This is a genomic window from Rhodococcus sp. 05-2256-B1 (assembly GCF_002258465.1).
Lineage (GTDB): Bacteria > Actinomycetota > Actinomycetes > Mycobacteriales > Mycobacteriaceae > Rhodococcoides > Rhodococcoides fascians.
In genome coordinates this window covers 368,265-393,412 of record NZ_NOZA01000011.1, presented here as the reverse complement: position 1 = coordinate 393,412, position 25,148 = coordinate 368,265, and the positions used below count along the sequence as shown (strand labels likewise).

General features: G+C 65.0%; 22 protein-coding genes and 1 tRNA gene. 13 read left to right on the top strand and 10 right to left on the bottom strand.

Annotated features, from left to right (window positions below):
* Positions 1–99 precede the first annotated feature (99 nt).
* The 5 genes from CH285_RS03835 to CH285_RS03815 all read right to left on the bottom strand — a co-directional run bounded on the left by CH285_RS03835 (position 100) and on the right by CH285_RS03815 (position 4,434).
* Entirely contained in the window at positions 100–1,044 is a 945-nt protein-coding gene (locus tag CH285_RS03835; protein ID WP_032371197.1) for a Ppx/GppA phosphatase family protein, read from the bottom strand.
* Positions 1,041–1,571: a DUF501 domain-containing protein gene (locus CH285_RS03830; protein WP_094644525.1), complete on the bottom strand. Its 531-nt coding sequence runs from the start codon at positions 1,569–1,571 to the stop codon at positions 1,041–1,043. The genes CH285_RS03835 and CH285_RS03830 overlap by 4 nt, the downstream gene beginning before the upstream one ends.
* A complete protein-coding gene (locus tag CH285_RS03825; RefSeq protein ID WP_027496114.1) occupies positions 1,568–2,056 on the bottom strand; it encodes an FtsB family cell division protein in 489 nt (162 codons plus the stop codon). The genes CH285_RS03830 and CH285_RS03825 overlap by 4 nt, the downstream gene beginning before the upstream one ends.
* A 259-nt stretch (positions 2,057–2,315) precedes the next feature.
* On the bottom strand, positions 2,316–3,602 hold the full coding sequence (gene eno, locus CH285_RS03820; RefSeq protein WP_094644524.1) for a phosphopyruvate hydratase: 1,287 nt from the start codon (positions 3,600–3,602) through the stop codon (positions 2,316–2,318).
* A 121-nt stretch (positions 3,603–3,723) separates the two neighbouring features.
* Entirely contained in the window at positions 3,724–4,434 is a 711-nt protein-coding gene (locus CH285_RS03815) for a lytic transglycosylase domain-containing protein (RefSeq protein WP_052068956.1), read from the bottom strand.
* 189 nt (positions 4,435–4,623) lie between these two features.
* Between CH285_RS03815 and efeU the strand changes: the two genes are divergently transcribed.
* From efeU to CH285_RS03795, 4 genes are all read left to right on the top strand, one after another.
* The gene (gene efeU, locus CH285_RS03810) at positions 4,624–5,505 is read left to right on the top strand and encodes an iron uptake transporter permease EfeU (protein ID WP_032371200.1); all 882 of its coding nucleotides are present in this window, start codon (positions 4,624–4,626) and stop codon (positions 5,503–5,505) included.
* Positions 5,506–5,516: 11 nt separating this feature from the next.
* On the top strand, positions 5,517–6,656 hold the full coding sequence (gene efeO / locus CH285_RS03805; RefSeq protein ID WP_032371201.1) for an iron uptake system protein EfeO: 1,140 nt from the start codon (positions 5,517–5,519) through the stop codon (positions 6,654–6,656).
* Positions 6,637–7,887, top strand: a complete 1,251-nt coding sequence (gene efeB, locus CH285_RS03800; RefSeq protein ID WP_080729342.1) for an iron uptake transporter deferrochelatase/peroxidase subunit — start codon at positions 6,637–6,639, stop codon at positions 7,885–7,887. Before efeO ends, efeB begins: the two co-directional genes overlap by 20 nt.
* A gap of 95 nt (positions 7,888–7,982) precedes the next feature.
* Positions 7,983–8,624 (top strand): dihydrofolate reductase family protein, encoded by a 642-nt coding sequence (locus CH285_RS03795; protein ID WP_032371202.1) that lies wholly within the window; start codon positions 7,983–7,985, stop codon positions 8,622–8,624.
* Between the two features lie 113 nt (positions 8,625–8,737).
* On the opposite strand, the gene CH285_RS03790 is transcribed toward CH285_RS03795, so the two are convergent.
* Entirely contained in the window at positions 8,738–9,106 is a 369-nt protein-coding gene (locus CH285_RS03790; protein WP_027496107.1) for an ArsR/SmtB family transcription factor, read from the bottom strand.
* An 89-nt stretch (positions 9,107–9,195) separates the two neighbouring features.
* On the opposite strand from CH285_RS03790, the gene CH285_RS03785 reads away from it, so the two are divergent.
* Positions 9,196–11,175 carry a heavy metal translocating P-type ATPase gene (locus CH285_RS03785; protein WP_094644617.1) on the top strand — a complete coding sequence of 660 codons (1,980 nt, stop codon included), beginning with the start codon at positions 9,196–9,198 and terminating at the stop codon, positions 11,173–11,175.
* Here CH285_RS03785 and CH285_RS03780 read toward each other — a convergent pair.
* From CH285_RS03780 to CH285_RS03765, 4 genes are all read right to left on the bottom strand, one after another.
* Positions 11,164–12,078: a MazG family protein gene (locus CH285_RS03780; RefSeq protein ID WP_027496105.1), complete on the bottom strand. Its 915-nt coding sequence runs from the start codon at positions 12,076–12,078 to the stop codon at positions 11,164–11,166. The two genes, CH285_RS03785 and CH285_RS03780, sit on opposite strands and share 12 nt — an antisense overlap.
* Positions 12,079–12,080: 2 nt before the next feature.
* The gene (gene mfd / locus CH285_RS03775) at positions 12,081–15,746 is read right to left on the bottom strand and encodes a transcription-repair coupling factor (protein WP_094644523.1); all 3,666 of its coding nucleotides are present in this window, start codon (positions 15,744–15,746) and stop codon (positions 12,081–12,083) included.
* A gap of 186 nt (positions 15,747–15,932) precedes the next feature.
* The gene (locus tag CH285_RS03770) at positions 15,933–16,577 is read right to left on the bottom strand and encodes a ScbR family autoregulator-binding transcription factor (protein ID WP_027496103.1); all 645 of its coding nucleotides are present in this window, start codon (positions 16,575–16,577) and stop codon (positions 15,933–15,935) included.
* A gap of 188 nt (positions 16,578–16,765) precedes the next feature.
* On the bottom strand, positions 16,766–17,404 hold the full coding sequence (locus tag CH285_RS03765; protein WP_032364106.1) for a TetR/AcrR family transcriptional regulator: 639 nt from the start codon (positions 17,402–17,404) through the stop codon (positions 16,766–16,768).
* A gap of 254 nt (positions 17,405–17,658) precedes the next feature.
* Between CH285_RS03765 and CH285_RS03760 the strand changes: the two genes are divergently transcribed.
* The 8 genes from CH285_RS03760 (at position 17,659) to CH285_RS03725 (ending at position 25,115) form a co-directional block, all read left to right on the top strand.
* Positions 17,659–17,729: transfer RNA gene (locus tag CH285_RS03760), tRNA-Gln, on the top strand.
* Positions 17,730–17,782: 53 nt separating this feature from the next.
* Positions 17,783–19,255 carry a bifunctional UDP-N-acetylglucosamine diphosphorylase/glucosamine-1-phosphate N-acetyltransferase GlmU gene (glmU, locus tag CH285_RS03755; RefSeq protein ID WP_027496101.1) on the top strand — a complete coding sequence of 491 codons (1,473 nt, stop codon included), beginning with the start codon at positions 17,783–17,785 and terminating at the stop codon, positions 19,253–19,255.
* On the top strand, positions 19,252–20,235 hold the full coding sequence (locus CH285_RS03750; RefSeq protein WP_027496100.1) for a ribose-phosphate diphosphokinase: 984 nt from the start codon (positions 19,252–19,254) through the stop codon (positions 20,233–20,235). The genes glmU and CH285_RS03750 overlap by 4 nt, the downstream gene beginning before the upstream one ends.
* 148 nt (positions 20,236–20,383) lie before the next feature.
* Positions 20,384–21,025, top strand: a complete 642-nt coding sequence (locus CH285_RS03745; RefSeq protein ID WP_027496099.1) for a hypothetical protein — start codon at positions 20,384–20,386, stop codon at positions 21,023–21,025.
* A gap of 18 nt (positions 21,026–21,043) precedes the next feature.
* The gene (locus CH285_RS03740; RefSeq protein ID WP_032373017.1) at positions 21,044–22,243 is read left to right on the top strand and encodes a sensor histidine kinase; all 1,200 of its coding nucleotides are present in this window, start codon (positions 21,044–21,046) and stop codon (positions 22,241–22,243) included.
* Complete coding sequence (locus CH285_RS03735) at positions 22,240–22,899, top strand: response regulator (RefSeq protein WP_032364108.1); 660 nt, start codon at positions 22,240–22,242, stop codon at positions 22,897–22,899. The genes CH285_RS03740 and CH285_RS03735 overlap by 4 nt, the downstream gene beginning before the upstream one ends.
* An 81-nt stretch (positions 22,900–22,980) precedes the next feature.
* Positions 22,981–23,736 (top strand): ABC transporter ATP-binding protein, encoded by a 756-nt coding sequence (locus CH285_RS03730; protein ID WP_032371206.1) that lies wholly within the window; start codon positions 22,981–22,983, stop codon positions 23,734–23,736.
* On the top strand, positions 23,733–25,115 hold the full coding sequence (locus tag CH285_RS03725) for an ABC transporter permease (RefSeq protein ID WP_027496095.1): 1,383 nt from the start codon (positions 23,733–23,735) through the stop codon (positions 25,113–25,115). The genes CH285_RS03730 and CH285_RS03725 overlap by 4 nt, the downstream gene beginning before the upstream one ends.
* Positions 25,116–25,148 lie beyond the last annotated feature (33 nt).

Genomic DNA, 25,148 nt, shown 5'->3' with positions numbered 1-25,148 from the left:
TCGGGAGCAGTGACGTGAGCCACAGCGCCTATCAGGCTTCACCGAAACACGAAGCGATGCAACCTACATCGCCGCAGAACGGGTCTGCAGAATTGCAGATCAGATCTTGATCGACATCGCGATGCCGTCGAGGATGTCGTGCTCACTGACCGTCAACGAGCTGACAGCCCCGCGTCGCTCGAACTCTTCGGCCAGCACGCTGCACACGATCGCTCCGCCGCCGATGACGTCGACCCGTCCGGGATGCATGGGCCCCAACGCACTTCGCTGCGTGTGGGTCATGCCGATCAGGTCCTCGCATACCGCGAACAACTCCGAGAAGGGCACACGGGACAAGTGCACTGCGTCGGCGTCGTACTCTGGTAGTTCCTTGGCGATGGCCGCGATGGTCGTCATTGTGCCGGCCACACCCACCCAGCTCGACGCGTCGCCGATCGAGACGTCCTCGAATGCCTCCGCCAACTTCTCGCGGGCGTACTCACGCGCACCGTTGATCTCGTCTGCGGTGGGAGGGTCCGAATGCAGGAATCGTTCGGTCAGACGGACGCAGCCGATGTTGGCCGAGAACGCCGCCTTCACACCTTTGGCGTCGCCCAGTACGAGCTCGGTGGAACCGCCGCCCAGATCGACGACCAGGAAAGGCCCTGCGGCAGAATCGAGTTCACCGACCGCACCGGCAAAGGACAGCCGTGCCTCTTCGTCTCCGGTAATCACCTCGGCCTCGGCACCGGGAATGACCTTGCCGAGTACCTCACGCACCATCGAGAAGAAATCCTCGCGATTCGACGCATCACGGGTGGCGGAGGTGGCGACCATGCGCACCGCGGTGGCCCCGGTCTTGCGGATGATCTCCGCGTACTCCACCAATGCAACACGGGTGCGCTCGATGGCCTCGGGCACGAAGGCTCCGGTCGCGTCGACGCCTTGCCCCAAGCGCACGACCCGCATCTCACGAGCGACGTCGGCGAGGGTCTTACCGTTGTTGTCTGCGACGAGCAGGCGGATGGAGTTGGTGCCGCAATCGATTGCTGCAACCCTGGTCATGATTTCTCCGCACGTAGTTCTTCGATGGTCGGCCAATCGGCCGGAATAGCTTTGCCGCGCAACGAGTTCTCGGCTGCCAATGCCACCGACTCGTCGCCGAGCGGATTGACTCCTGGCCCCTTGGCCAACGAATGCGCGATCAACACGTGCAGGCACTTGACGCGGTCGGGCATACCGCCGCCGGTGAAATCCGTTCCGAGAGGCTCGATTTCGTTGCGCTCAGCCAGGTACGACTCGTGTGCACGCAAATAGGCGGCAGCCAATTCCGGGTCTGTGCCCAAGCGTTCGGTCATCTCACGCATGACTCCGGCCGATTCCTGCCGACTGGCTTCCGCCGTCAATCGCGGGTCGGTCAGGTAGTACAGGGTGGGAAACGGAGTGCCGTCGGGCAACTTCGGGGCAGTTTTCACCACACCCGGCCTGCCGTCCGGAGATCGATACGCGATTTCGAGTACGCCACGCGGTTCACGTCCGAGCTGCGATGCGACCGCATCGAGATCTTCCTGCGAGACTGCCGAGGAATTCACCCGACGGGTCCCCCTTCTGGTTCTGGCACCGGCGGGGCCGGAGCGGGTTCTGGCTGTACGACGGGCATGGGCGCGGACGTGGGCTCCGACGGCTCGTCCGATCCCTGCGGCTGCACCGCGGTGTTCCACAGGTCGGTGTACCACGGCCCGGTCGGGGTGTTGTCCACCTCGAGATCCTTGGAGCTCGGCGAGTAGTCGCCGGGGAGCTGCACCTGATACGGCGTCTCCCCCGGCATGACGAACCGCAGCCGCTCGCGAGCATCGGCGGCGATGCGGGACGGTTCGTTCAGCTGAGATTTCTGGGTCTCGAGCGCATCGACCTCGTCCTGCAGGGTCTGACGCTCGGCCAGCACGGACTCGAGCTCACCGCGCTGCGAGAAGTAGGTCCTGAGCGGCACGGCCAGCGTCAGTGCCAACGCGCACACCACGACACCGAGAATGACTGCGCGGCCGGTGGACAGCCCGAAGAACGTGCGCTCGGGCATCTTGGGCCTACGAACACCGACGCGCCTCGGAGCAGCTTTGCCACCCACCACCGCGTCACGCGCCTGATCGGACGGCTCCGGTGGAGTGGCCGGCCGGCCGGAGGCGGTCTCGTCGCGAGACGCACCCCCGGTCGGCTTCGAGCGATTCGGAGAGGAAGGACGGCCGCGGGGTCGGGGATCCCGTCCACCTGGACTGGTCCCGGACCTTCCGCGTCGTGCCATCATTCACTCTCCACTTCGTGCATACGTATCGGTTGACTCAGCCCTCGTAATTGAACCGGGGGAAAGCCAGCTCGCCTGCGTAACGCGCCGCGTCACCCAGAGCTTCTTCGATTCGCAGCAACTGGTTGTACTTGGCGACGCGCTCGCTTCGGGCGGGGGCACCGGTCTTGATCTGCCCGCTGCCGACGGCAACTGCCAGGTCAGCGATGGTGGTGTCCTCGGTTTCGCCGGAACGGTGGCTCATCATCGTCTTGTAGCCGTTGCGGTGGGCCAGATCCACTGCATCGAGGGTCTCGGTCAGCGTGCCGATCTGGTTGACCTTGACCAGCAGTGCGTTGGCCGCACCCTTGACGATGCCGTCTTCGAGACGCTCGGGGTTGGTGACGAACAGGTCATCGCCGACGAGCTGAACCTTGTCGCCGATCGATTCGGTGAGTGCGACCCAGCCGTCCCAGTCGTTCTCGTCGAGCGGATCCTCGATGGATACCAGCGGGTAGGCGTCGACGAGCTCGCCGTAGAAGGCCGACATCTGCTCGGCGGACTTGGTCTCACGCTCGAAGGCGTAGCCGGTGCCCGCGGTGTAGAACTCGGTGGCCGCCACGTCGAGGGCGAGCGCGACATCCTGGCCGGGCTTCAGACCGGTCTTGCCGATGGCCTCGAGGATCAGGTCGAGAGCTGCCTTGGTTCCGGCGAGATCGGGAGCGAAGCCGCCCTCGTCGCCGAGGCCGGTGGACAGGCCCTTGGCCTTGAGCACTGCCTTGAGTGCGTGGTAGACCTCGGCACCCCAGCGCAGCGACTCCTTGAACGTGGCCGCACCGATCGGCGCAATCATGAATTCCTGCACGTCGACGCCGCTGTCTGCGTGCGCGCCACCGTTGATGATGTTCATCATCGGCACCGGCAGGATGTGGGCGTTCGGGCCACCGAGGTAGCGGAAGAGCTCGAGTCCGGTGGACTCCGCAGCAGCCTTGGCGACGGCGAGCGAAACACCCAGCAGGGAGTTCGCGCCGAGGCGGGACTTGTCGGGAGTGCCGTCGAGGTCGAGGAGGGCCTGGTCGACGGTGCGCTGCTCGATGGCGTCGAGGCCGATGACGGCGGGTGCAATCTCGTCGAGCACCGCGTTGACGGCCTTCTCGACGCCCTGGCCGCCGTAGCGGTCTCCGCCGTCACGAAGCTCGACGGCCTCGTGCTCACCGGTGGATGCGCCGGAGGGAACGGCTGCACGGGTCAACGTCCCGTCGTCCAATGCGACCTCGACCTCAACCGTGGGGTTGCCACGGGAATCGAGGATCTCGCGAGCTCCGACCTGCTCAATGATGGCCACGAATGCTTCTCCTAGTAACGGGGACCGGCGGACTGTGCCGGGTGCAAGACTAGCCGCTCCGCTCTGGCTGGGTCGTTCCGCAGGCTCCACTCCCGCGGCAGTGCCCGCGATGCACGGACTTCTACGGCCTGGTGCCCACCGAGTACGCGGCCGCTCGATCTCGCACGTCGCGCAGGTACTGGCCCGACAGGTTGTACGCCATCAACGCGCTCTCCCACCCCTGCGCCGTCCGCAGATCACCGCCGCGCGCGCAGAGATAACGCGCCGCCGTCAGAGCGGCGTCGTCGATATTGTCAGGATCTGCGATGCCGTCGCCGTTGGCGTCGACACCCCATTTCTTCCACGTCTCGGGGATGAACTGCATGGGTCCCATCGCACGATCGAACTCGGCATCGCCGTCCATCGATCCGCCGTCGGTGTCCGGGATCTCGGCGACGCCCGGGCCGCCGTCGAGTGGGATTCCGCGAATCGGCGGTGCGACGAGTCCGTCGGGCTGCACCGCCGACCCCTGGTAGGTGCCGTGCCGACTCTCGATGTACCCGATCCCGGCCAGTGTCGTCCAGGCGATGCCGCAGTCCGCGTCGGTCTCGGCCATGATCGCGGCAGCGTGCCCGTACGACGCGAGTGCGGTCACCGAGATACCGAGCGCATCGGTCTGCGGCTCTGCCCAGGCAATGAGCAGATCGGCCGTTCGGCCGGGCGCATTGAAGTCGATGATCGGCACCTCCGTGCCCGGGCCGGGCGGAATGCCCTCGGGAATCTCACGCTTCGGCTCGCTGCTGCCACATGCGGTGAGCGCAAGGAGTACCGATGCGGTGGCGAGCACGCAGATTCGTGAGATCACCTCACCATCCTGCACACGGAAGGTAATAGAAAGCTAAAGGCCGATAAAACCCCAGTACAACGTGCATAAGGACCAGGTTGCAGGGTGTATGTTTCTGTCAACCTTCACGCATGAGGGTCGCCTACCCTTCGCGAGGCAAGGCGTACCAATGTTCGACGCACAACAGGAGCACCATCCGTGTCCGTACTGGCTGCCGCAGGATCTGCGCCGTCGATCGCTACCCAGATGTTCGGCAGCGGTCTGATCGGTCTTCGCGAGGGTCTCGAGACCGGCATCGTGGTGATGATTCTCGTGGCGTTCCTCGTCAAGGCGAACCGACGCGACGCCCTCAAGTGGGTGTGGCTGGGAGTCGGCCTGGCCGTCGCGATGGTGGCGGCGATCTTCTTCGTGATCCACTACGGCACGTCCACCGTCACCGGACTGACGGCCGAGATCATCGCGGGAGCGGCCTCGCTGGTCGCCGTCGTCATCGTCACGGCCATGGTCCTGTGGATGCGTACCGCCGCCAAGAACATCTCCGGCGAGCTGCGGGCGAACATGGAGAAAGCACTCACCGTCGGGCCTGCTGCAGTGCTGACGCTCTCGTTCTTCGCCGTCGGCCGTGAGGGCGTCGAGACGGCACTGCTCATGGTCGGGTACGCCGAGAACACCAACGGCAGCCTGTGGCCACTGCTCGGACTTCTACTGGGCATCGTCGTCGCCGCAGTACTGACGGTGTTCCTGTACTTCGGCGCGGTGCGCATCAACTTTGCCGTGTTCTTCAAGTACACCGGCATCTTCCTCATCGTGGTCGCCGCCGGAATCCTGGCCTACGGCATTCGCGCCCTGCAGATCGGCGGAGTTCTGCCCGGTGGCAGTGCTGTCGCCTTCGACATCACCGCACACTTCGATGCCTCGAGCTGGTACGGCACCGTGCTCGCCGGGATCTTCAACTTCCGCCCCGAACCCACTGTCTTCCAAGCGATCGCATGGGTGCTGTACATCGTCGTCGTGTTGTTCTTCTTCCTCCGCCCGGTCCGCGTTCCCGCGGCTCCCGAGCCTGTACTTCAGAACTCCTGAAAGGCACCACCATGCGTCGTACCACCTACGCTCTGGCCGCGGTCGCGGTTCTACCGATGGCCCTGGCCGGATGCACCGAGAAGTCCTCGACCGAGGCCGCGTCGGGCGATATCGCCGTCACGGCCACCGACTCGTCCTGCGACGTCGGTGCATCCGAAGGCACCACCGGAAACTCCACGTTCCAGATCACCAACAACGGCAGCAAGGTCACCGAGTTCTACGTCTACGGCGAGGGCGACCGCGTCATGGGCGAGGTCGAGAACATCGGACCGGGTCTGACGCGTCAGCTCATCGTCGCTCTGCCCGACCCCGGCACGTACCAAACCGCCTGCAAGGCAGGCATGGTGGGCGACGGCGTCCGGGCCGATTACGTCGTGACCGGCGATTCGGTTCGCCAGACGGACGAGGACGGCTTGCTCACCGAGGCGGCTGCGGGCTACAAGCGCTACGTCGTCAGTCAGATCGACGCGTTGCAGGAGACCACGACGTCGTTCGTCACCGCGGTCAAGAGCGGCGACGTTGCCGCAGCCAAGGCCCAGTTCCCCATCGCGCGTAGCTATTACGAGCGCATCGAGCCGGTTGCCGAGAGCTTCCCGGACGATCTCGATCCGCGCATCGACCTGCGCGAGCCCGACGTCGAGCCCGGCGCGGAGTGGACCGGCTTCCACCGTATCGAGAAGGACCTGTGGACGCAGGGACTGCAGCCCGACACCAACGCGATGGCCGATCAGCTCGAGGCCGACATCACCGAACTTGCAAACAAGATCAAGGCCGACGACTTCACCATCGACCCCGTCCAGGTCGCCGGTGGCGCACAGGGATTGCTCGACGAGGTCGCCAAGACCAAGATCAGCGGTGAAGAGGACTTCTTCTCGCACACCGACCTGTGGGACTTCCAGGCCAACGTCGACGGCTCGCAGGCAGCCATCGCGGCCGTGCGTCCGATCCTCGACGAGCGCAACGCCGAACTGGGCACCGCGATCGACGCCCGCTTCGCAGAACTCGACGCCGAACTCGCCAAGTACCGCAGCGGCGACGGCTTCGTCTTCTACGACACCGTGACCGAACCGCAGCGACAGGAACTGTCGAACAAGATCGACGCACTGTCCGCCGAAGTGAGCCAGGTGCAGGGTGTCGTTGCCGGACAGTAAGACTGGACAGTTCTCCCGGCGGCGCCTGTTCGGTGCCGTCGGGACCGGGGCTGCACTCGTCGGAGTCGGGGCCATCGCGGGACACGCGACGGCCTCGGGAGCCGAGGTGCCGACGTCGGACGTCGTCGAGTTCCGCGGCGACCATCAGGCCGGCATCGTCACCCCGGCGCAGGACCGCATGCACTTCGTCGCGTTCGACGTCACCACCGACTCTCGCGAGGATTTCGTTGCGCTGCTGAAGAAGTGGACGCTGATGGCCGAGCGGTTGGTGCATGGCGAGGAGACGTTCGACGGCGGAGCTGTCGACGGCGGCCAGTACAACCCGCCCACGGACACCGGCGAGGCTCTCGGCCTGACGTCATCGTCGCTGACGCTGACGATCGGGTTCGGTCCGGCGCTGTTCGACCGATTCGATCTGGCGTCGAAAAAGCCTGCGTCGCTTGCCGATCTGCAGCACTTCCCGGCCGACAACCTCGACCCCCGCCGCTCCGGCGGAGACCTGTGCATCCAGGCCTGCGCCGACGACCCGCAGGTTGCCGTGCACGCCATTCGCAACCTCGCCCGCGTCGGGTTCGGCACGGTGTCGGTCAAGTGGTCTCAGCTGGGCTTCGGACGCACCTCGTCCACCTCGACCACCCAGGACACCCCGCGAAACCTGTTCGGCTTCAAGGACGGGACCGCCAACCTCAAGGCCGAGGACCCGTCTCTGCTGGACGACAACGTCTGGGTTGCCCCTGACGACGATCAGGAATGGATGGCAGGCGGCTCCTACCTCGTCGCCCGCCGCATCCGGATGCTCATCGAATCGTGGGACCGCACCACTCTGAAAGAACAAGAGCGAGTGATCGGACGCAGCAAGGGAACCGGCGCACCGCTCGGCCAGAAGGACGAGTTCGACGCACTCGACTTCGAGTCACAGGGACCCGAGGGCACCTTCATCGACAAGACCGCACACGTGCGTCTGGCGTCGAAGGAAAACCTCGGCGGCGTCCAGATCCTGCGTCGGGGATACAACTTCACCGACGGATCGGACGGCTTCGGCCACCTCGACGCAGGTCTGTTCTTCATCGCGTACTGCCGAGACCCACTGACCCAATTCGTCCCGATGCAGTTGGCCCTGTCTCGCAAGGACGCACTGAACGAATACATCCAACATGTGGGGTCTGCGGTATTCGCGTGCCCACCCGGCGTCGGAGAATCCGAGTACTGGGGTTCGACGCTGTTCGAGTGATTCTTCGCCGGCCCCACCCCGTCCGGGCGGTGAGTTCGTGCACGCGGTTCGGTCTACATCGTCGTATGTTTTCGTCATCGACATCGGGAGCACATATGGGTCAGCTGGTTCGGGTACAGAATTTCACCGTCTCGAGCGACGGGATTGCTGCGGGCGAGGACCAGAGCCTCGAGAGCCCGTTCGGTCTCGACCATCTGGCACTGATGAGGTGGTACTTCGCCACCGCCAGTTTTCCTGGAAACGCCGGTTCGAGCGGTAGCCGCGGACTCGACGACTACTTCGCCCGCGACTTCGCCCGCAACATCGGTGCCGAGATCATGGGCCGACACAAGTTCGGGCCACAACGCGGACCCTGGGCCGATCACGAGTGGCAGGGCTGGTGGGGTGACGAGCCGCCGTTCCACACGCCCGTCTTCGTGCTCACCCACCACGAACGGCCGTCGATCACACTCTCCGACACCACTTTTCACTTCGTCGACGGCGATCCCGCCGACGTACTGAAACAGGCGAAGGAGGCGGCCGACGGGAAGGACGTGCGACTCGGCGGTGGCGTCACCAGCATCCGCGAATTCCTCGACGCCGATCTGGTCGACACCATGCACATCGCCGTCACACCCATCGAATTCGGCACGGGCTTGAAGCTGTGGGATTCACCCGACGAATTGAACGACAGATTCGAGCACGAAGTTGTCCCGAGTAGCAGCGGTATGACTCATCACCTGTTCTGGCGTAGGTAGCCGGGCCGGATCAATGCGCCTTTGTTGCACTCTGACCGACTGAAACCCACATTGATCCCAACCCGAGGGACGAGGAATACCCCCAGCGCGAGTATTGGGCGAGTGAGAACAACTCAGGCGGAGTCGGCGTCGGAGGGGAAATCCGATGCCGACATTCCGAGGTGCTCGATGTGATAGACGGCCTCGTCGAGCAGCATCGCGACGTGGTTGTCGTACAGGCGATAGATGACGCTTCGGCCCGAGCGAGTCCCGGTGACCAGTCCCATGGCGCGCAACAACCGGAGCTGATGAGATACCGCCGACTGTTCCATTTCCACTGCGTCGGCCAAATCGTTGACCCCGCTCGGCCCCTGCCGTAGCTGCGTCAGAATGCGCAGTCGGCTCGGCGTGGCCAGAGCCTGGAGGGTCGCGGCCACCGTGGCGGCAGATTCGGCATCGAGCTGCGCAGGTGGCGTGCTGCGTCCCTCGACTCCATGTCCCATGCGACAACTATAGTTTATGTACACATGTAAAGGTCTTCATGTAATCCTGTACGGTGATGTTCGCACTGTCCGACGGAACGAAGGCCCGCATGACTTCCACCAGCACCGCCCCTGCACCGGCCGACGTGCGACATCCAGCCGGCGCAAGCCGCACCCGTCTCGTCGACATCGCCGAAGTGAGATGGGCGCTGGCCGCGACGGCACTGTTCGCCCTCGGACTTCTCGCGCAGTTGATCGACGCGCCGACATGGACGTACTGGGCGCTCTACCTCGCCTGCTACGCCACCGGTGGGTGGGAGCCTGCGCTGGAAGGACTCCGGGCGCTGCGGGATCGAACGCTCGACGTCGACCTGCTGATGATCGTCGCCGCACTCGGTGCCGCCGCGATCGGGCAGATCTTCGACGGCGCACTGCTGATCGTCATCTTCGCCACGTCCGGTGCCCTCGAAGCGGTGCTCACCAGACGCACCGCCGATTCGATCCGGAGCTTGCTGGATTTGGCACCCGAGACCGCGACCGTGCTCGACGCCCCCGGCCACGAACGAACAGTCGATGCATCCGACCTGCGCCCGGGCGACATCGTGACAGTGCGCCCCGGCGAACGCATTTCGGGTGAAGGCACCATCGTCGACGGTGCATCCGACATCAATCAGGCCTCGATCACGGGGGAATCGGTACCCGTCTCGAAATCCGTGGGCGACGAGGTGTTCGCCGGGACCATGAACGGCACCGGCGCACTACGGATCAGGATCGACGTCGACCCGTCCGACACGATCATCGCGCGCATCGTCACCATGGTCGAGCATGCGTCCGAGACCAAGGCCGAGAAGCAACTGTTCATCGAGAAAGTCGAGCAGTACTACTCGAAGACCGTCGTGCTCTGTACCGCAGCGATATTCGCGGTGCCGATGCTGCTCGGCAACGACCTCGAATCGTCGTTGCTGAGGGCGATGACGTTCATGATCGTCGCCTCGCCGTGCGCGGTGGTCCTGGCGACCATGCCGCCCCTACTCGCAGCGATGGCCACCGCGGGCAGAAACGGCGTGCTGGTCAAGTCTGCCGTAGCGATGGAACAGCTGCGCTCCATCGACACGGTCGCCTTCGACAAGACGGGAACCCTGACCGAGGGAACACCGCGAGTCGAACGCATCGACGCGCTGGGTGAGTTCACCGAGCACGAGGTACTCCGCCTGGCAGCTGCAGCGGAGAACGGGAGTGAGCACCCCATCGGGACTGCCGTCGTCGAATTCGCGAAGGCTAGAGGTGTGTCGATACCGACCGCAACGCACTTCGATTCGACACCCGGCATGGGAGTCACGGCAACGGTCGACAGCCGCATCGTCACGGTCACGAAACCCGAAGCCGCACAGCACAACACGAACGCCCCGGCCGAGCGCACCGCCGCCCTTCGAGAAGCCGAGGGCATGACGGCGGTGATCGTGCACCTCGACGGAGAAGCGATCGCCGTGATCGGACTCGTCGACATCGTTCGCGCCGAAGCCGACACCACGGTCGCAGGTCTCGAAGAACTGGTCGGCACCCGAGCGGTGCTCCTCACCGGCGACAACGACCGCGTCGCTCGAGCAGTGGCAGCGCGCGCCGGAATTGTCGACGTACGCGCGGGGCTGCTGCCCCAGGACAAGGCCGAGGCCGTCACACAACTGCAGAACGAACGTACTGACGGCGAGACCCCGCGGCGAGTGCTGTTGGTCGGCGACGGCGTCAACGACGCGCCGGCGATGGCCACGGCCGACATCGGTGTCGCCATGGGACGTCGAGGATCCGATCTCGCGCTCGACACCGCCGATGCCGTCCTGATCCGCGACGACCTCGGGGCCCTGGCGTCCGTCATCGCGCTTTCGCGGCGGGCTCACCGCATCGTGGTCGCGAACCTGGCGATTGCGGCGACGTTCATCGTGGTGTTGGTCGCCTGGGATCTGATCGGTACCCTTCCGCTACCGATCGGCGTGGCCGGTCACGAAAGCTCCACGGTCATCGTCGCTTTGAACGGGATGCGATTGCTGTCCTCGCGTGCCTGGAAGCAGACAGCGTCCCGGTCAGCCCCGTAGACCCCAGTGTTCGATCCAATCCAACGCACTCATCTCTCCCGGCGTGACGCCCGCATTGCGGGCCGATGCCTCGGCATTACGGATCAACGCCGCGAAATCGAGTACTCGACGCCGTAATGCGTCCTCGGCACTGTCTCCGCCGTTCGAATGGTCGACGCCGATGTGGACGACCCGTAGACCGTCCGGAACGAGCTCGTCGGGCAATCCTGCTTTGCTGGCGCGTCCGATTACCTTCTGCGCCAATGCAAGTGACGGCTGAGACATCGCGATGCCGTCCAGGCAGGAGCCCCTGGCTTTTTCCGACGCCTTCTTCTCCTCCCACATCCGCTCCTGCTCGACGATGTCGATCGGTCCGGTGTCGGTTCGGCTCAGATGCGGGCTGCGGTGTGTCAACTTCCGCACCAGACCTGCGGCAACGTCATCGACGTCGAAGGGGTCCTCGGCGGCGTCCTGAGCGATCCGGGAGTGAAAGAGCACCTGTAACAACAGGTCTCCCAGCTCTTCACGGAGGTCGACCAAGTTGCCGGCGGCGATCGCGTCGAGCAGCTCGTAGGTCTCTTCCAGAAGATAGCCGCGCAGCGACTCGTGCGTCTGCTGAGCTTCCCAGCCGCCGACGCTACGCAAACGGTCCATCAGCTGGACCGCCGCGATGACGTCGTCGCCCGGAAGCTTCTCAGCCGCGACGACGCGTTCGCCGCGGGCGATCCGGTTCTGTACATCGGGATTGGTCCGGTCGGTGCTCACCAACACGGCATCGACGTCGTCGGGCGCGGCGGTGCCGGAGAACAACCAGCGCACCTTCACCGGAACCTCTTCGGTGAACTGCACTGCGCCACCGAGAAATTCGACGGCGTCCACCGGTACCTGGGTAGGACGAACAGGGTCGAGCAGAACGATCGTCACCGCTACACCCCCACAGTTTGCTCCAACAGGACGGACCGAGATGGCTTCCCGTCCAAGGATAGGATGAGATCGGCGATGAACTGCACCAATTCGACATCGCGGACGCGCGCCGCTCCGACACCGCCGCCTTCGACGCGGGGCAACGGCAACTGCACCACTCCGGTGGTCGCACGATACGTCGCGCTCGGGTAGAGGCGCTTGAGCCTGATCTGCTTGGAATCGGGCAGGTCCATCGGAGCCAATTTCACCTGTGTCCCGGCCACATTGACGTCGGTCAGGCCGTATTCCTTGGCGATCAGGCGCAGCTTGGCGATGGAGACCAGGCGTCCGACCTCCTCGGGTAGCGGGCCGTAGCGATCGACGAGTTCGTCGATGACGGCGTCGATGCCTTCGGAGTCGGCCGCGGCGGCGAGTTTCCGGTAACCCTCGAGCCGGAGCCGGTCGCTGGTGACGTAATCCGGCGGGATGTTCGCGTCGACGGGAAGGTCGATACGCACTTCCTTGGGTGCCTCGTCCGTCGTGATCGGCTTACCGTCGGCGGCAGCGCGGTAGGCCTCGACCGCTTCACCGACGAGCCGCACGTACAGATCGAATCCGACGCCGGCGACGTGGCCCGACTGCTCGGCTCCCAGAACGTTTCCGGCACCACGAATTTCGAGGTCCTTCATCGCCACGGCCATACCGGCTCCGAGGTCGGAGTTCTGCGAGATGGTCGCCAAACGGTCGTAGGCGGTTTCGGTGAGCGGCTTCTCCGGCGGGTACAGGAAGTACGCGTACCCGCGTTCGCGGCTACGACCCACTCGACCGCGCAGCTGATGCAGCTGGGACAGGCCGAGCGAATCGGAGCGTTCGACGATCAGCGTGTTGGCGTTGGAGATATCGAGACCGGTCTCGATGATGGTGGTGCACACCAGCACGTCGGTCTCGCGTTGCCAGAAACCCTGCACGGTGCGTTCGAGCGTTTCCTCGTTCATCTGACCGTGTGCGGTCGCCACTCGCGCCTCGGGGACGAGATCCCGAATCTTCTTGGCGGCCTTGTCGATCGAGCTCACTCGGTTGTGCACGAAGAACACCTGGCCGTCGCGCAGCAATTCGCGCCGAATGGCGGCGGCAACCTGCTTGTCGTTGTAGGCACCGACGTAGGTCAGCACCGGATGCCGCTCCTCGGGCGGGGTGAGGATGGTCGACATCTCGCGAATGCCCGCCAGGCTCATCTCCAGCGTTCGCGGAATCGGGGTGGCCGACATCGTCAGCACGTCGACGTGAGTACGGAGCGACTTGATGTGCTCCTTGTGCTCGACGCCGAAACGCTGCTCCTCGTCGACGATGACCAGGCCGAGGTCCTTCCAGGCGACACCGGTCTGCAGCAACCTGTGCGTGCCGACGACGATGTCGACGGTGCCGTCGGCCAATCCGGCCATCACTTCCTTCGAGTCCGCACCGTGGGTGAAGCGCGAGAGCCCTTTGACCGTCACCGGGAACGACGCCATCCGCGCGGTGAACGTCTGCAGATGCTGTTGAGCGAGAAGGGTTGTCGGGACCAGGACGGCCACCTGCTTGCCGTCCTGAACTGCCTTGAACGCGGCACGCACAGCGATCTCGGTCTTGCCGTAACCCACGTCGCCCAGGATGACGCGGTCCATCGGTACGGCCTTCTCCATGTCGGCCTTGACCTCGGTGATGGCCGTCATCTGATCGACCGTCTCGGTGAACCCGAACGCATCTTCCATCTCGCGCTGCCACGGAGTGTCGGCCCCGAAGGCGTGTCCCGGAGCCGCCTGACGAGCGGCATACAGCTGCACGAGTTCGCCGGCGATCTCGCGAACCGCCTTGCGCGCCTTGCGTTTGGTGTTCGCCCAGTCGGACCCGCCGAGCTTGCTCAGTGTCGGCAGTTCGCCGCCGACGTAGCGCGAGAGTTGATCGAGTGAATCCATCGGCACGAACAGTCGGTCGCCGGGATGACCGCGCTTGCTCGGCGCGTATTCGACGACGAGGTATTCGCGCCTGGCGCCGCCGATGGTGCGCTCGACCATCTCGACGAACCGGCCGATGCCGTGCTGGTCGTGCACGACGCTGTCGCCGGCGACGAGAGCCAGCGGATCGACCTGATTGCGACGCTTGGCCGGTAGCTTGCGCCCCTCCCCCGCCGCCGCGACACGGTTACCGGTGAGATCGCTCTCGGTGACGACCACGAGCTTTGCGTCGGGAAACACCAGACCGTCGTGCAAAGATCCGCACAGGACGTTGACGACGTCCGGAACCGGGACGGCACCGGAATCGAGATGTGCGGCAGGAACTTCGGCCTCGGCGAGGCGTTCGATGATGCGCTTGGCGGTACCGGCTCCGGCCACGCAGATGACGGCCCGTCCACCGGTGGCGATGTGGGCTCGCAGGGTGGCGTACAGCGCCGTCAACGCTTCCTCGGAACCTCGCACCTCGGGCACCGGATCGACGGCGAGCTCCACTTCTTCGCCGTTGCCCGACGCCAAGGGGCTGATGGTCCACCACGGCCGGCCGTGCACCTGGGCCGACTCGCGTACCTGCCGCAGCGAGCGGTACGCGGAGGCACCGAGATCGAGCGAGGCCCCCTCGAGGCTGGACGTATCGAGGGTGGACGTATCCAGTGGCGCGGCTCCACCGATGGATGCCGCAGTCCAGGACGCTTCTAGGAATTCCTGTCCGGTGCGGACCAAATCGGTTGCGCGAGTTCGGATTCGCTCGGGATCGCAGAGCAGGACGTGGGTTCCGGCGGGCAGTGTGTCGGCGAGCAGTTGCAACTCGCCGGGTTGCAGCAGCGGCAGCAGCGCCTCCATGCCCTCCACCGGGACTCCGGCCGACAGCTTGTCCAGCATCTCGACCAACGCGGTGTCACCGGCATTGTCGGCGGCGAGCACGGCCGCGCGATCGCGAACCTCCTGCGTGAGAAGCAATTCTCGACACGGCGGCGCGATGACGAGATCGACCTCGTGATCGGGGAGCGATCGCTGATCGGAGACCGCGAATGCGCGGAGCTCGGTGATCTCGTCGCCCCAGAATTCGACGCGGACCGGATGATCGGCCGTCGGCGAGAACAGGTCGAGAATGCCGCCGCGGACGGCGAATTCGCCGCGCTTGCCCACCATGTCGACGCGCAGGTAGCCGAATTCGACGAGGCGATGGATCAGCCCGTCGAAGTCCAGATCGAGACCGACTTTGAGCGTGACGGGTTCGATCTCGCCGAGACCCGGGGCCATCGGCTGCACCAGCGAGCGAACGGTAGTGACGATGACACGCAGCGGATCGCCGTAGTCGCTGTCACCGGGGCGGGCGAGACGACGGAGCACATCGAGCCGCTTGCCCACGGTATCGGCGCTCGGGGAGAGCCGTTCGTGCGGCAGCGTCTCCCACGACGGGAACATGGCGACGCCGTCACCGAGAATCTGGGTGAGTTCACTCGTCAGGTCGTCGGCTTCGCGTCCCGTCGCGGTGACGATCAAAAGTTGGGTGCGCTGCGCGATTGCGGCGGCCACGAACGGGCGCACCGAGTGCGGCCCGATCAACGTGTGCTCGGCCGTTCCGATCGCGTCGGCGACCGCGACCATCGACGCATCCGTCAACGCGACACTGGCGAGCCCCGAAAGGTGAAGCGCCGCGTCGGGAACGATCGGGGCCGGCCCGGACGTGGTCATGGCAGGCAGGGAATCGGAAGACAACAGCAATGCTCCTGAACGAGTCGAGGCGATGGCTGCGCACGCACAGTCCCGTCGAGTCTATGGGAGCGCACCGACACCGTGACACGCGGGAGATGCCGTCGAACCAGGACCGAGCCCGAGAATCAGAGCCTCGAAATCAGAGCCTGGGACTGGGGGCCCGAACTACGGACCGAAGCGAATGACGCGACGGGCCGCGAATTCGCGGAAGTAGTCCAACTTGTTGGTCGGCACCAGCGCGGGGAGCAGGTAGTACCAGAGTCGCTCCATGCGCGAGGGCAGTTCCTCGGTGGTGGAGGTGGCGACGGCGACCATGTGAACGCCGGTGAGGATTTCCAGCACGAGCGAACCGATGGTGCTCGGATCCGAACTGGGGTCGATGTCACCCTGTGCGATGGCCTTGGCGGCGAGCTTGTCGAACGCGACGCTCCAGCCGGCCATGACGTTGCCCTCGGTGCCGCGATAATCACCGATCTGATGGCTCAGACGCAGCATCGCCGACACCATCGGGTCGGTGACGGAGAGGTCGACGACGATGTAGGAGATCCCGATCGCAGCTTCCAGGGCCGGGATGCGCCCGTCGTTGAACTGCATGCAAGCCGTGCTCAGACGCGCATTGCCCTCGTCGATGACGGCACGTGCGAGTTCTTCCTTCGAGCCGAAATGGAAGTACAACGCGCCCTTGGTGACCTGGGACTGAGAGATGATTTCACTGAGGCTTGCGTTCGCGTACCCGAGGCGCAGGAAGACATTCGCTGCGCCTGCAAGCACGGTGTCGCGAGTGATCTCAGCGCGAGCCTGCCTGACCATAGGATCCGCCTCTGCGATTGAACTTCCACTGCGCAAATTACGCCCGAACGGTACCACTGAGCAGCTTTACGTTTGACGCCAACATGCATCGGTCCGGATGACAATCGCCCCTGATGTGTTGCGGCCCTCCCGCCCGACAAAGGGGACGATACCCCCTTTTTTACTCGGTGAGAGCCGAAACAGAGTTGTCATTCCTCGGTCAGTCGAGGGTCCGCCTCCAGATTCGTCAGCCCGTTCCAGCACAGGTTCACCACGTGGGCCGCAACCACTTCCTTGGGCGGCGTTCGCACGTCGAGCCACCACTGGGCCGTCATCGACACCATGCCGACCAACGCCTGCGCATACATCGGCGCGAATTCCGGATCCAGACCGCGCCGGGAGAAATCCCCCGCGAGCATGTGTCCGACGCGTCCCACGGCCTCGTTGAGGAGAGATGAGTACTTGCCGTCCTCGGCCGATGCCGGCGAATCACGGACCAGAATGCGGAATCCGTCGGTGCGCTCCTCGATGTACGTCAGCAGGGCGAGCGCGACTCGTTCGACCCGAATACGCGACCGGTTGAGTTCGAGAGAACTGGTGATCATGCCCAGCAGTGTCGACATCTCGCGATCCACGATGACGGCATAGAGGCCTTCCTTGCCCCCGAAGTGTTCGTAGACCACCGGTTTGGACACGTTCGCGCGTCCGGCGATCTCCTCCACCGACGCCGCCTCGTACCCACGCTCGGCGAACAGCGTGCGCCCCACCTCGATCAACTGCTCGCGTCTCTGCGTCCCCGTCATGCGGACACGAGGTGTGCGTTCCTGCTCGGAGGCTGCGCCTGTCATCGAAAACCGCTTCCGTCACCGACCGTGGGCAATGCGGACGTCGAATCGACGCCTACTTACAGACTAACGATGCCCGATCCATCCGTTTTTCCTGTCGCAGGGGCCGCGCCGGAACGACGCGAGTGGTCTGTTATGCGTCGCGGTTCGACTCACCGCCACCTCTCATGCGAGGATCGGTGCGCTCAGTGGGAGCGCAGCGGCTAACGAAGGCGTCGTTCGATTCGTCGGCCACTGCTGCCACCGCTGGTCGATTATCCGCCGTGGTGTAATGGCAGCACCTCTGATTTTGGTTCAGATAGTTCAGGTTCGAGTCCTGGCGGCGGAGCGAGCAAGACCATTCGTGCATGCCCGTTTCGCGTCATCGCCCCGAGGAGCTCAATGCCTGTGCAGACCGCCGTGGTCGTTCTCGCTGCGGGTGCAGGTACCCGAATGCGGTCCAAGACTCCGAAAGTTCTGCATCCCCTGGCCGGGCGCACCATGCTCGCCCACGCGCTGCACGCCGCCGCCGATCTGGGCCCGGACCACCTGGTCACCGTCGTCGGCCACGATCGCGAACGGGTGAGCGCCGCAGTTCACGATCTGGCCGCCACGTTCGGCCGCACCATCCACACCGCAGTGCAGGACCGACAGCTCGGTACCGGGCACGCCGTCCAGTGCGGCCTCGCGGCGCTACCGGACGACTTCGAGGGCACCGTCCTCGTCACTGCCGCCGACGTCCCGCTGCTCGACGGCCATACCCTCAAAGCTCTGCTCGACGAGCACCTGAGCGCTCCCCGCCCAGCGGCGGCGACGGTACTGACCTTCCTCCCCGAGGACGCCAACGGCTACGGCCGCATCGTGCGTACGAACGACGGCGAGGTGGCCGAGATCGTCGAACATGCCGACGCCACCCCCGCTCAGGTCCTCATCGGTGAGGTCAACTCCGGCGTCTACGCATTCGACGCGGTCGCTCTGCGCACGGCATTGGGCAAGCTCAGCACCGCCAATGCGCAGCACGAGCTGTACCTGACCGACGTCGTCAAGATCAGCAAGGCCGACGGCAAGGCCGTCTACGGCACCCAGCTCGCCGATCCGGACCTGGTGGTGGGCGTCAACGATCGCGTTCAGCTGGCGCACGTCACGTCCGTGCTCAACCGCCACATCATCGAACGGCACATGCGCGCAGGCGTGACCGTCGTCGATCCCGCGACCACCTGGATCGACATCGACGTCACCCTCGGCGCGGACGTACGCATCGAACCCGGCGTTCAACTACACGGCAAGACGCACATCGCCGACGACGCGGTCGTCGGTCCCGACTCGACGCTGCGGGACGTCGAGATCGGCGAGCGCGCGTCGGTCGTCCGTACCCACGCCGAGCAGGCCGTCATCGGACCGGATGCGACGGTCGGGCCGTTCACCTACCTGCGCCCCGGGACCGTCCTCGGCACGGGCGGCAAGCTCGGTGCCTACGTGGAGACGAAGAACGCGACGATCGGCAACCACACCAAGGTCCCGCACCTCACCTACGTCGGCGACGCCACGATCGGGGAGCACAGCAACATCGGCTGCTCCAACGTCTTCGCCAACTACGACGGCGTCAACAAGAGCCGCACGGAAATCGGATCCCACGTACGCACAGGATCCGACTCGACGTTCGTCGCCCCTGTGCACGTGGGCGACGGCGCTTACACCGGTGCAGGAACAGTGGTTCGGGACGATGTTCCTCCCGGCGCACTGGCCGTGTCCGGTGGCAAGCAACGCAATATCGAAGGCTGGGTCGTTCACAACAGGCCCGGAACCGAAGCTGCACAGGCAGCGGCGCGCGCAGATCGTGCTCGGCAAGAACTAAAGGACGGCGAAAAGCAGTGACCACCCCTAATTGGATCGACAACCAGAAGAACCTCATGTTGTTCTCTGGCCGAGCACATCCGGAGTTGGCCGAGCAGGTCGCCAAGGAACTCGGAATCGACGTCACCCCGCAGACGGCACGTGACTTCGCCAACGGCGAGATCTTCGTGCGCTTCGAGGAGTCGGTCCGCGGATCGGACGCATTCGTTCTGCAGTCGCACCCGTTCCCGCTGAACACCTGGCTGATGGAACAGCTCATCATGATCGACGCACTCAAGCGTGGATCCGCCAAGCGCATCACCGCGATCCTGCCGTTCTACCCGTACGCACGCCAGGACAAGAAGCACCGCGGCCGCGAGCCGATCTCCGCTCGCCTCGTCGCCGATCTGCTCAAGACCGCCGGTGCCGACCGCATCATCACCGTCGATCTGCACACCGACCAGATCCAGGGCTTCTTCGACGGTCCCGTCGACCACATGCATGCACACAGCCAGCTCGCCGATCACATCCGCGGCAAGTACAGCCTCGAACACATCACCGTCGTCTCCCCCGACTCCGGCCGCGTGCGCGTCGCCGAGAAGTGGGCCGACTCGTTCGGCGGCGCACCGCTCGCCTTCATCCACAAGACGCGTGATCCCCTGGTGCCCAACCAGGTCAAGTCCAACCGCGTCGTCGGCGAGGTCGAAGGCCGCACCTGCATCCTCATCGACGACATGATCGACACCGGCGGCACCATCGCAGGCGCAGTCAAGGTACTCAAGGAAGCCGGAGCCGGTGACGTCGTCATCGCCGCAACCCACGGCGTGCTGTCCAACCCGGCCGCCGAGCGCCTCGCCAACTGCGGCGCCAAGGAAGTCGTCGTCACCAACACCCTGCCGATCAGCGACGAGAAGCGCTTCGACACGCTGACCGAACTCTCGATCGCACCGCTGCTCGCCCGCACCATCCGCGAGGTCTTCGAAAACGGCTCCGTCACCAGCCTTTTCAACGGCAGCGCGTAACAGTAGGTCTGTTTCACTCGATCCGAAACCCGCTCCGCCCGCTCCCCACCTGCACTGCATGAACTACGTCACGCCCGTGGCCGGAATATGCAGCTCGCGAGACGGGGGCGTGCGGGGCGGGTTTTGTTGTCACCTAAGATGACTCGTCGTGATCGACGCACATTCTCTCAACGCCCCGGCCGGAACTACTACCGTCAGAATCGCTCGATGGACGCCGGGCGGGTGCGTCTGGTGCGGCAGCACCGACAGCGTCGAAACCTTCCGTAACGAGCCGCGGTGCGGCCTGTGCCGAGAGAAGGAAGCCGTCATCGACGAGGCGAAGCACTTCATCGGCATGTACGGCCTGCGGCCTCTGGGTGGCACGCTCGCGTCCGACGACGAGGAGGAGCGCGAGTACCGCGTCACCGCCCGCGATGCGCGTGAGGTGCTCAACCGCATTCGACTCGAGAAGCTCCCCGACCCGGCCGCGGTCCGCAAAGCATTGCGGCCCAGAGCCGCTGCTGCAGTGAACGCAGCGGCGTCTTCGTCGGCGACGACGTCGGGGTCTGCTCCGGCGAAGGCACCCACCAAGAAGTCGCAGGCCGGTGTCACCGGCATCGACGCGATCGAACTGCAGTCGCGGGTGGAGAAGTTGCTGACTCAACTCACCTCGGTGGACGAACAGATCAGCGCACTCGACGGCGCGCAGGGCCTACCGGCACGCGCACGTATGAAGGATCTCGAGAAGCAGCGGACGACCGTTCTGACGACGCTGGCCGCCCTCGAGAAGGCGCGTCGCCGCACCAACTGATGCACGTAGTCTGATCGAGTGCTGCGCAAGCTATCGATCTCACGGCAGGTACTCGACGCCGCGTACGCGGTCGTGTTCGTCCTGCTGCTGCTGGCGTCCACCGTGAACGGAGTCGCCGGCACCGCAGGTGTGGGCGTTCTGGTCGGGTTCGGCGTTGCACTGGCCATCCGACGCCGATCACCACGATGGTCCTTGGCGCTCGCCTGGGTGCTGGCCGTCGTGCAGATGGTCACCGGAGTGCTGCCGCTGTCTGCGGACACTGCGATCTTCGCAATTCTGTATTGCACGGCCGCGTACGGCGACAACGTGGTTCGACGCCTCGGGCTCGCGTCCGCCGTCGGCGGCGGAGTGATCGCAGCGGTGTATCTGGCCTACGTGGACGGTAATCCGTTCGGCCCACCGACGGAAGAGGGCTTTCAGGAACCCCGACTCCTACAGTTCGCTTTCCTCCTCGCGGGCCTGTGGGCGATACTCGGGTTGTCCTGGGCCTTGGGTCGCTTGGCTTACGCGCGGCGCACATCGATCGAATCCGCGCACGCCCGTGAGCTCGCTGAGGTTCATCAGGCCCGCGCCGAGCACGAGGTGGCAATCGAGCAGGAGCGCAACCGAATTGCCCGCGACATGCACGACATCGTGGCGCATTCGCTGGCCGTGGTGATCGCACAGGCCGACGGCGCGCGGTACGTACGCGCTGTCGATCCCGCCGCGGTGGACACCGCACTGACCACCATCTCCGATACCGCTCGCGCCGCGCTGTCCGATGTACGGGTGCTACTCGGCCAGCTGCGGCACAGCCAAGGCGACCTGCCGAACCCGACATCGGAGGACCTGGATCGACTGCTCGCCTCGATGCGGGCCACCGGTCTGCAGATCGACGCCACCATCGACACCACCGGCTCGTCGTTGGGGGCCGGAGCGCACCTGGCGCTGTACCGCATCGCACAGGAATCGTTGACCAATGCGCTGCGCCACGGCGACCCGGACGAGCCGGTGTCCGTCACCATCGAATCCGATTCTGCCGGCGTCGAACTGACGGTCCGCAACAGTGTCCGTCCCGGCCGTTCGGTCACCGAATCCTCCGGCCACGGGGTCGCCGGCATGAAGGAGCGTGCCGGCCTCTCGGGCGGTACGTGCATCGCGTCCGGTGACGACTCGTCGTGGACCGTCACTGCGTGGCTGCCTGCCGCGTCCGAAGCCAGCAAGGGAAAAGTGTCATGAGCGAACGCATCAGAGTCGCACTGGTGGACGACCAGCAACTGTTCCGGGCGGGCATTCGTATGCTCATCTCCTCCCAGTCCGATCTCGAGTTCGTCGGGGAAGCCGGGAACGGCGTCGAGGCCGTTGCGCTCGCCGCGTCCGCAACGCCGGACGTGATGCTCATGGACGTGCGGATGCCGGTGCTCGACGGTATCGCCGCCACCGAGCAGATCCTGGCCGCATCCGAGCACCCGCCCCGGATTCTGGTCTTGACGACGTTCGATCTCGACGAGAGCGCTGCACGTGCAATCCGTTCCGGTGCAAGCGGGTTCGTCCTCAAAGACGCCGACCCGGAGTTCCTCCTCGCGGCGATCCGCACGGTGCACGCGGGCAACTCGGTCATTGCTGCGTCGGCGACGACCGGCCTGCTCGCGCACTTCACCCCGACTCCCGCTGTACCGAAGGCACCGGCCGAATTCGCCACTCTCACGGCGCGGGAAAAGGAGCTGTTCAGGCTCACCGCACGCGGGTTGAGCAACTCCGAGATCGCCGAGCTGGAGTATCTCAGCGAAGCCACCGTGAAGACACACATCAGCCGCATCTTCGCCAAACTCCACCTGCGTGATCGGGTGCAGTTGGTGGTCTACGCCTTCGAGCACGGACTGACTGGAGACTGACACCGAAGTCATCCTGCAGATGTACGACGCGAAGACTCGCGCCTGATTACTTCGGTCCGGCGAATTCATAGCGTTGTTGCCATGACCATCACAGCAGGCCCTGTTGCACGGGCATTTCAAGTCAGCAAGCATTTCGGCGACTCGTCCAACCCGGTGAGCGCGCTCGACAACGTCTCTCTCGACATTCACGGCGGCCGGTTCACCGCCATCATGGGGCCATCGGGTTCCGGCAAGTCCACCCTCATGCATGTCATGGCAGGGTTGGACACCCCCAGTTCCGGGCAGCTCATGCTGGCCGGAGCCGACATCACGTCGGCGGGCGACGACGCTCTGACGACGTTGCGCCGCAAGCAGGTCGGCTTCATCTTCCAGTCGTTCAATCTCGTTCCGACGCTCGACGTCAGGGGCAACATTCTGCTGCCGTTCGAGCTGGACGGCCGCGCGCCCACCGCTGAGGAGTCGGCCTGGATCGAGCAACTCATCGACACCCTGGGGTTGCAGAGCCGCGTCGGGCACCGGCCCCATCAGCTCTCGGGTGGGCAGCAGCAACGCGTCGCGATCGCTCGCGCTCTGGGTACTCGGCCGCAGCTGATCTTCGCCGACGAGCCCACCGGCAACCTCGATTCCCGCACCGGGCGTGAGGTTCTCGGCCTCCTCGCTGCGGCGGTACATCAGTACGGTCAATCCATCGTGATGGTCACCCACGATCCAGTCGCGGCCAGTTACGCCGATCGCATCGTCTTCCTCGCCGACGGCCGCATCGTCGACGAACTGGGACGTTCGACGCCGGAACAGATCTCGAACTACATGCTGGGAATGGAAGGTGTTCTCCGATGAGCGTGTCCACATCTGCTCGGGCGTCTCGGGAACACGGTGCGAGCATTCTGGTGACGGCGCTCGCGTCGTTCTTCGGCGTCGTGCTGATCCAGGCCACTGCGTTTCTGGTCGACATCTTCGACGACGGCAGCGACAGCACCGGAATCGTGGCGTTGTACTGCGTGGCCCTGGTGTTCATCGGCCTTGCCCTGTATGTCGCGGCTGTCGTCACCTCCAACACGTTCGCGACGATCGTGGCCGGCCGCACCCGCACCATCGCGCTGCTCCGCCTACTGGGTGCCCGGGCTCGCGATCTGCGTCGATCGGTCGCCCGGGAAGGCTTCCTCGTCGGGTTGTTCGGTGGCGCAGTCGGTCTGGTGCTCGGTGTCGGTGTCAGTCACCTGGCCCGCGCCGTCGCGGTCTCGGCCCGTCAGTTGCCGGATGTGCAGTACACGTCCGTACAACCGCTGGTGGTCCTTCCCGTCGTCACCGTGGTTCTGACGACGACGCTGGCGTCGTACGTCGGATCACGGAAAGTTCTGGACGTCACTCCGATTCAGGCGACCGGCGGTGCCGTCGACACCGGGATCGAGACTCCACGGTCGAGGCGGGTACGGACGGTGTTGTCGATCGTGCTCATCGCGGGCGGTGTCGTGCTGCTCGGCCTCGGTGTGCTGATCGGGATGGTCAACCCCGGCGGAGTACTGGTCGCGTTCTTCGGCGGTGTGGCATCGTTCACCGGCATCATGGTGGGTGCGTACCGCATTCTGCCCGGCGTGCTCCGACTCGTCGGAAGGATGGCGGGCCGCGGGCCGGCCGCACGATTGGCGTCCGCCAACGCAATTCGCTATCCGGATCGCAGCACCCGCACTGCAGTGGGCCTTCTCATCGGGGTGACGTTGGTGGTCACCTTCGCGGTCGCGATGTACAGCTATCGATCGATGCTCGTCGACGAGTACGACGAGGAGACCATCGGTCAAGTGCTGACGGTGACCGTCGGAATCATGACCGGCCTCATCGGTTTCTCCGCCGTCATCGCCGCGGTCGGCATGGTGAACAACCTGCTGCTGAGCATCCTGCAACGCACCCGGGAAATCGGTCTGTTGCGCGCCCTCGGGTTCACCCGCAAGCAGATTCGTTCCATGATCGTCTCGGAGAGCACCCAGATGGTGGTCGCGTCGATGGGCTTCGGGCTGATCCTCGGAATCGGATACGGTTGGGCCGCAGCACAATCGCTGCTGGGTTCGCTGAGCGGCGGCGGCGTGTCTGCTCCGACACTCCCCTGGGCCGTCATCGCAGGCACGGTACTGTGCGGCGGGCTTCTGGCGCTCGGAGCATCGTTGGCACCGGCGCGGCGGGCGAACAAGATCTCGCCGGTACTCGCGTTGGCGGACACCTGACCTCGAGGCTTCGGGTTGGCTACCAGGGGCATG

Coding starts and splice junctions, on each gene's coding strand:
- CH285_RS03835 (WP_032371197.1), bottom strand. CDS start 1,044: ATGACCAGGGTTGCAGCAATCGATTGCGGCACCAACTCCATCCGCCTG.
- CH285_RS03825 (WP_027496114.1), bottom strand. CDS start 2,056: ATGCCCGAGCGCACGTTCTTCGGGCTGTCCACCGGCCGCGCAGTCATT.
- efeO (WP_032371201.1), top strand. CDS start 5,517: ATGCGTCGTACCACCTACGCTCTGGCCGCGGTCGCGGTTCTACCGATG.
- CH285_RS03795 (WP_032371202.1), top strand. CDS start 7,983: ATGGGTCAGCTGGTTCGGGTACAGAATTTCACCGTCTCGAGCGACGGG.
- CH285_RS03790 (WP_027496107.1), bottom strand. CDS start 9,106: ATGGGACATGGAGTCGAGGGACGCAGCACGCCACCTGCGCAGCTCGAT.
- CH285_RS03785 (WP_094644617.1), top strand. CDS start 9,196: ATGACTTCCACCAGCACCGCCCCTGCACCGGCCGACGTGCGACATCCA.
- mfd (WP_094644523.1), bottom strand. CDS start 15,746: ATGACCACGTCCGGGCCGGCCCCGATCGTTCCCGACGCGGCGCTTCAC.
- CH285_RS03770 (WP_027496103.1), bottom strand. CDS start 16,577: ATGGTCAGGCAGGCTCGCGCTGAGATCACTCGCGACACCGTGCTTGCA.
- CH285_RS03765 (WP_032364106.1), bottom strand. CDS start 17,404: ATGACAGGCGCAGCCTCCGAGCAGGAACGCACACCTCGTGTCCGCATG.
- glmU (WP_027496101.1), top strand. CDS start 17,783: ATGCCTGTGCAGACCGCCGTGGTCGTTCTCGCTGCGGGTGCAGGTACC.
- CH285_RS03735 (WP_032364108.1), top strand. CDS start 22,240: ATGAGCGAACGCATCAGAGTCGCACTGGTGGACGACCAGCAACTGTTC.
- CH285_RS03730 (WP_032371206.1), top strand. CDS start 22,981: ATGACCATCACAGCAGGCCCTGTTGCACGGGCATTTCAAGTCAGCAAG.
- CH285_RS03725 (WP_027496095.1), top strand. CDS start 23,733: ATGAGCGTGTCCACATCTGCTCGGGCGTCTCGGGAACACGGTGCGAGC.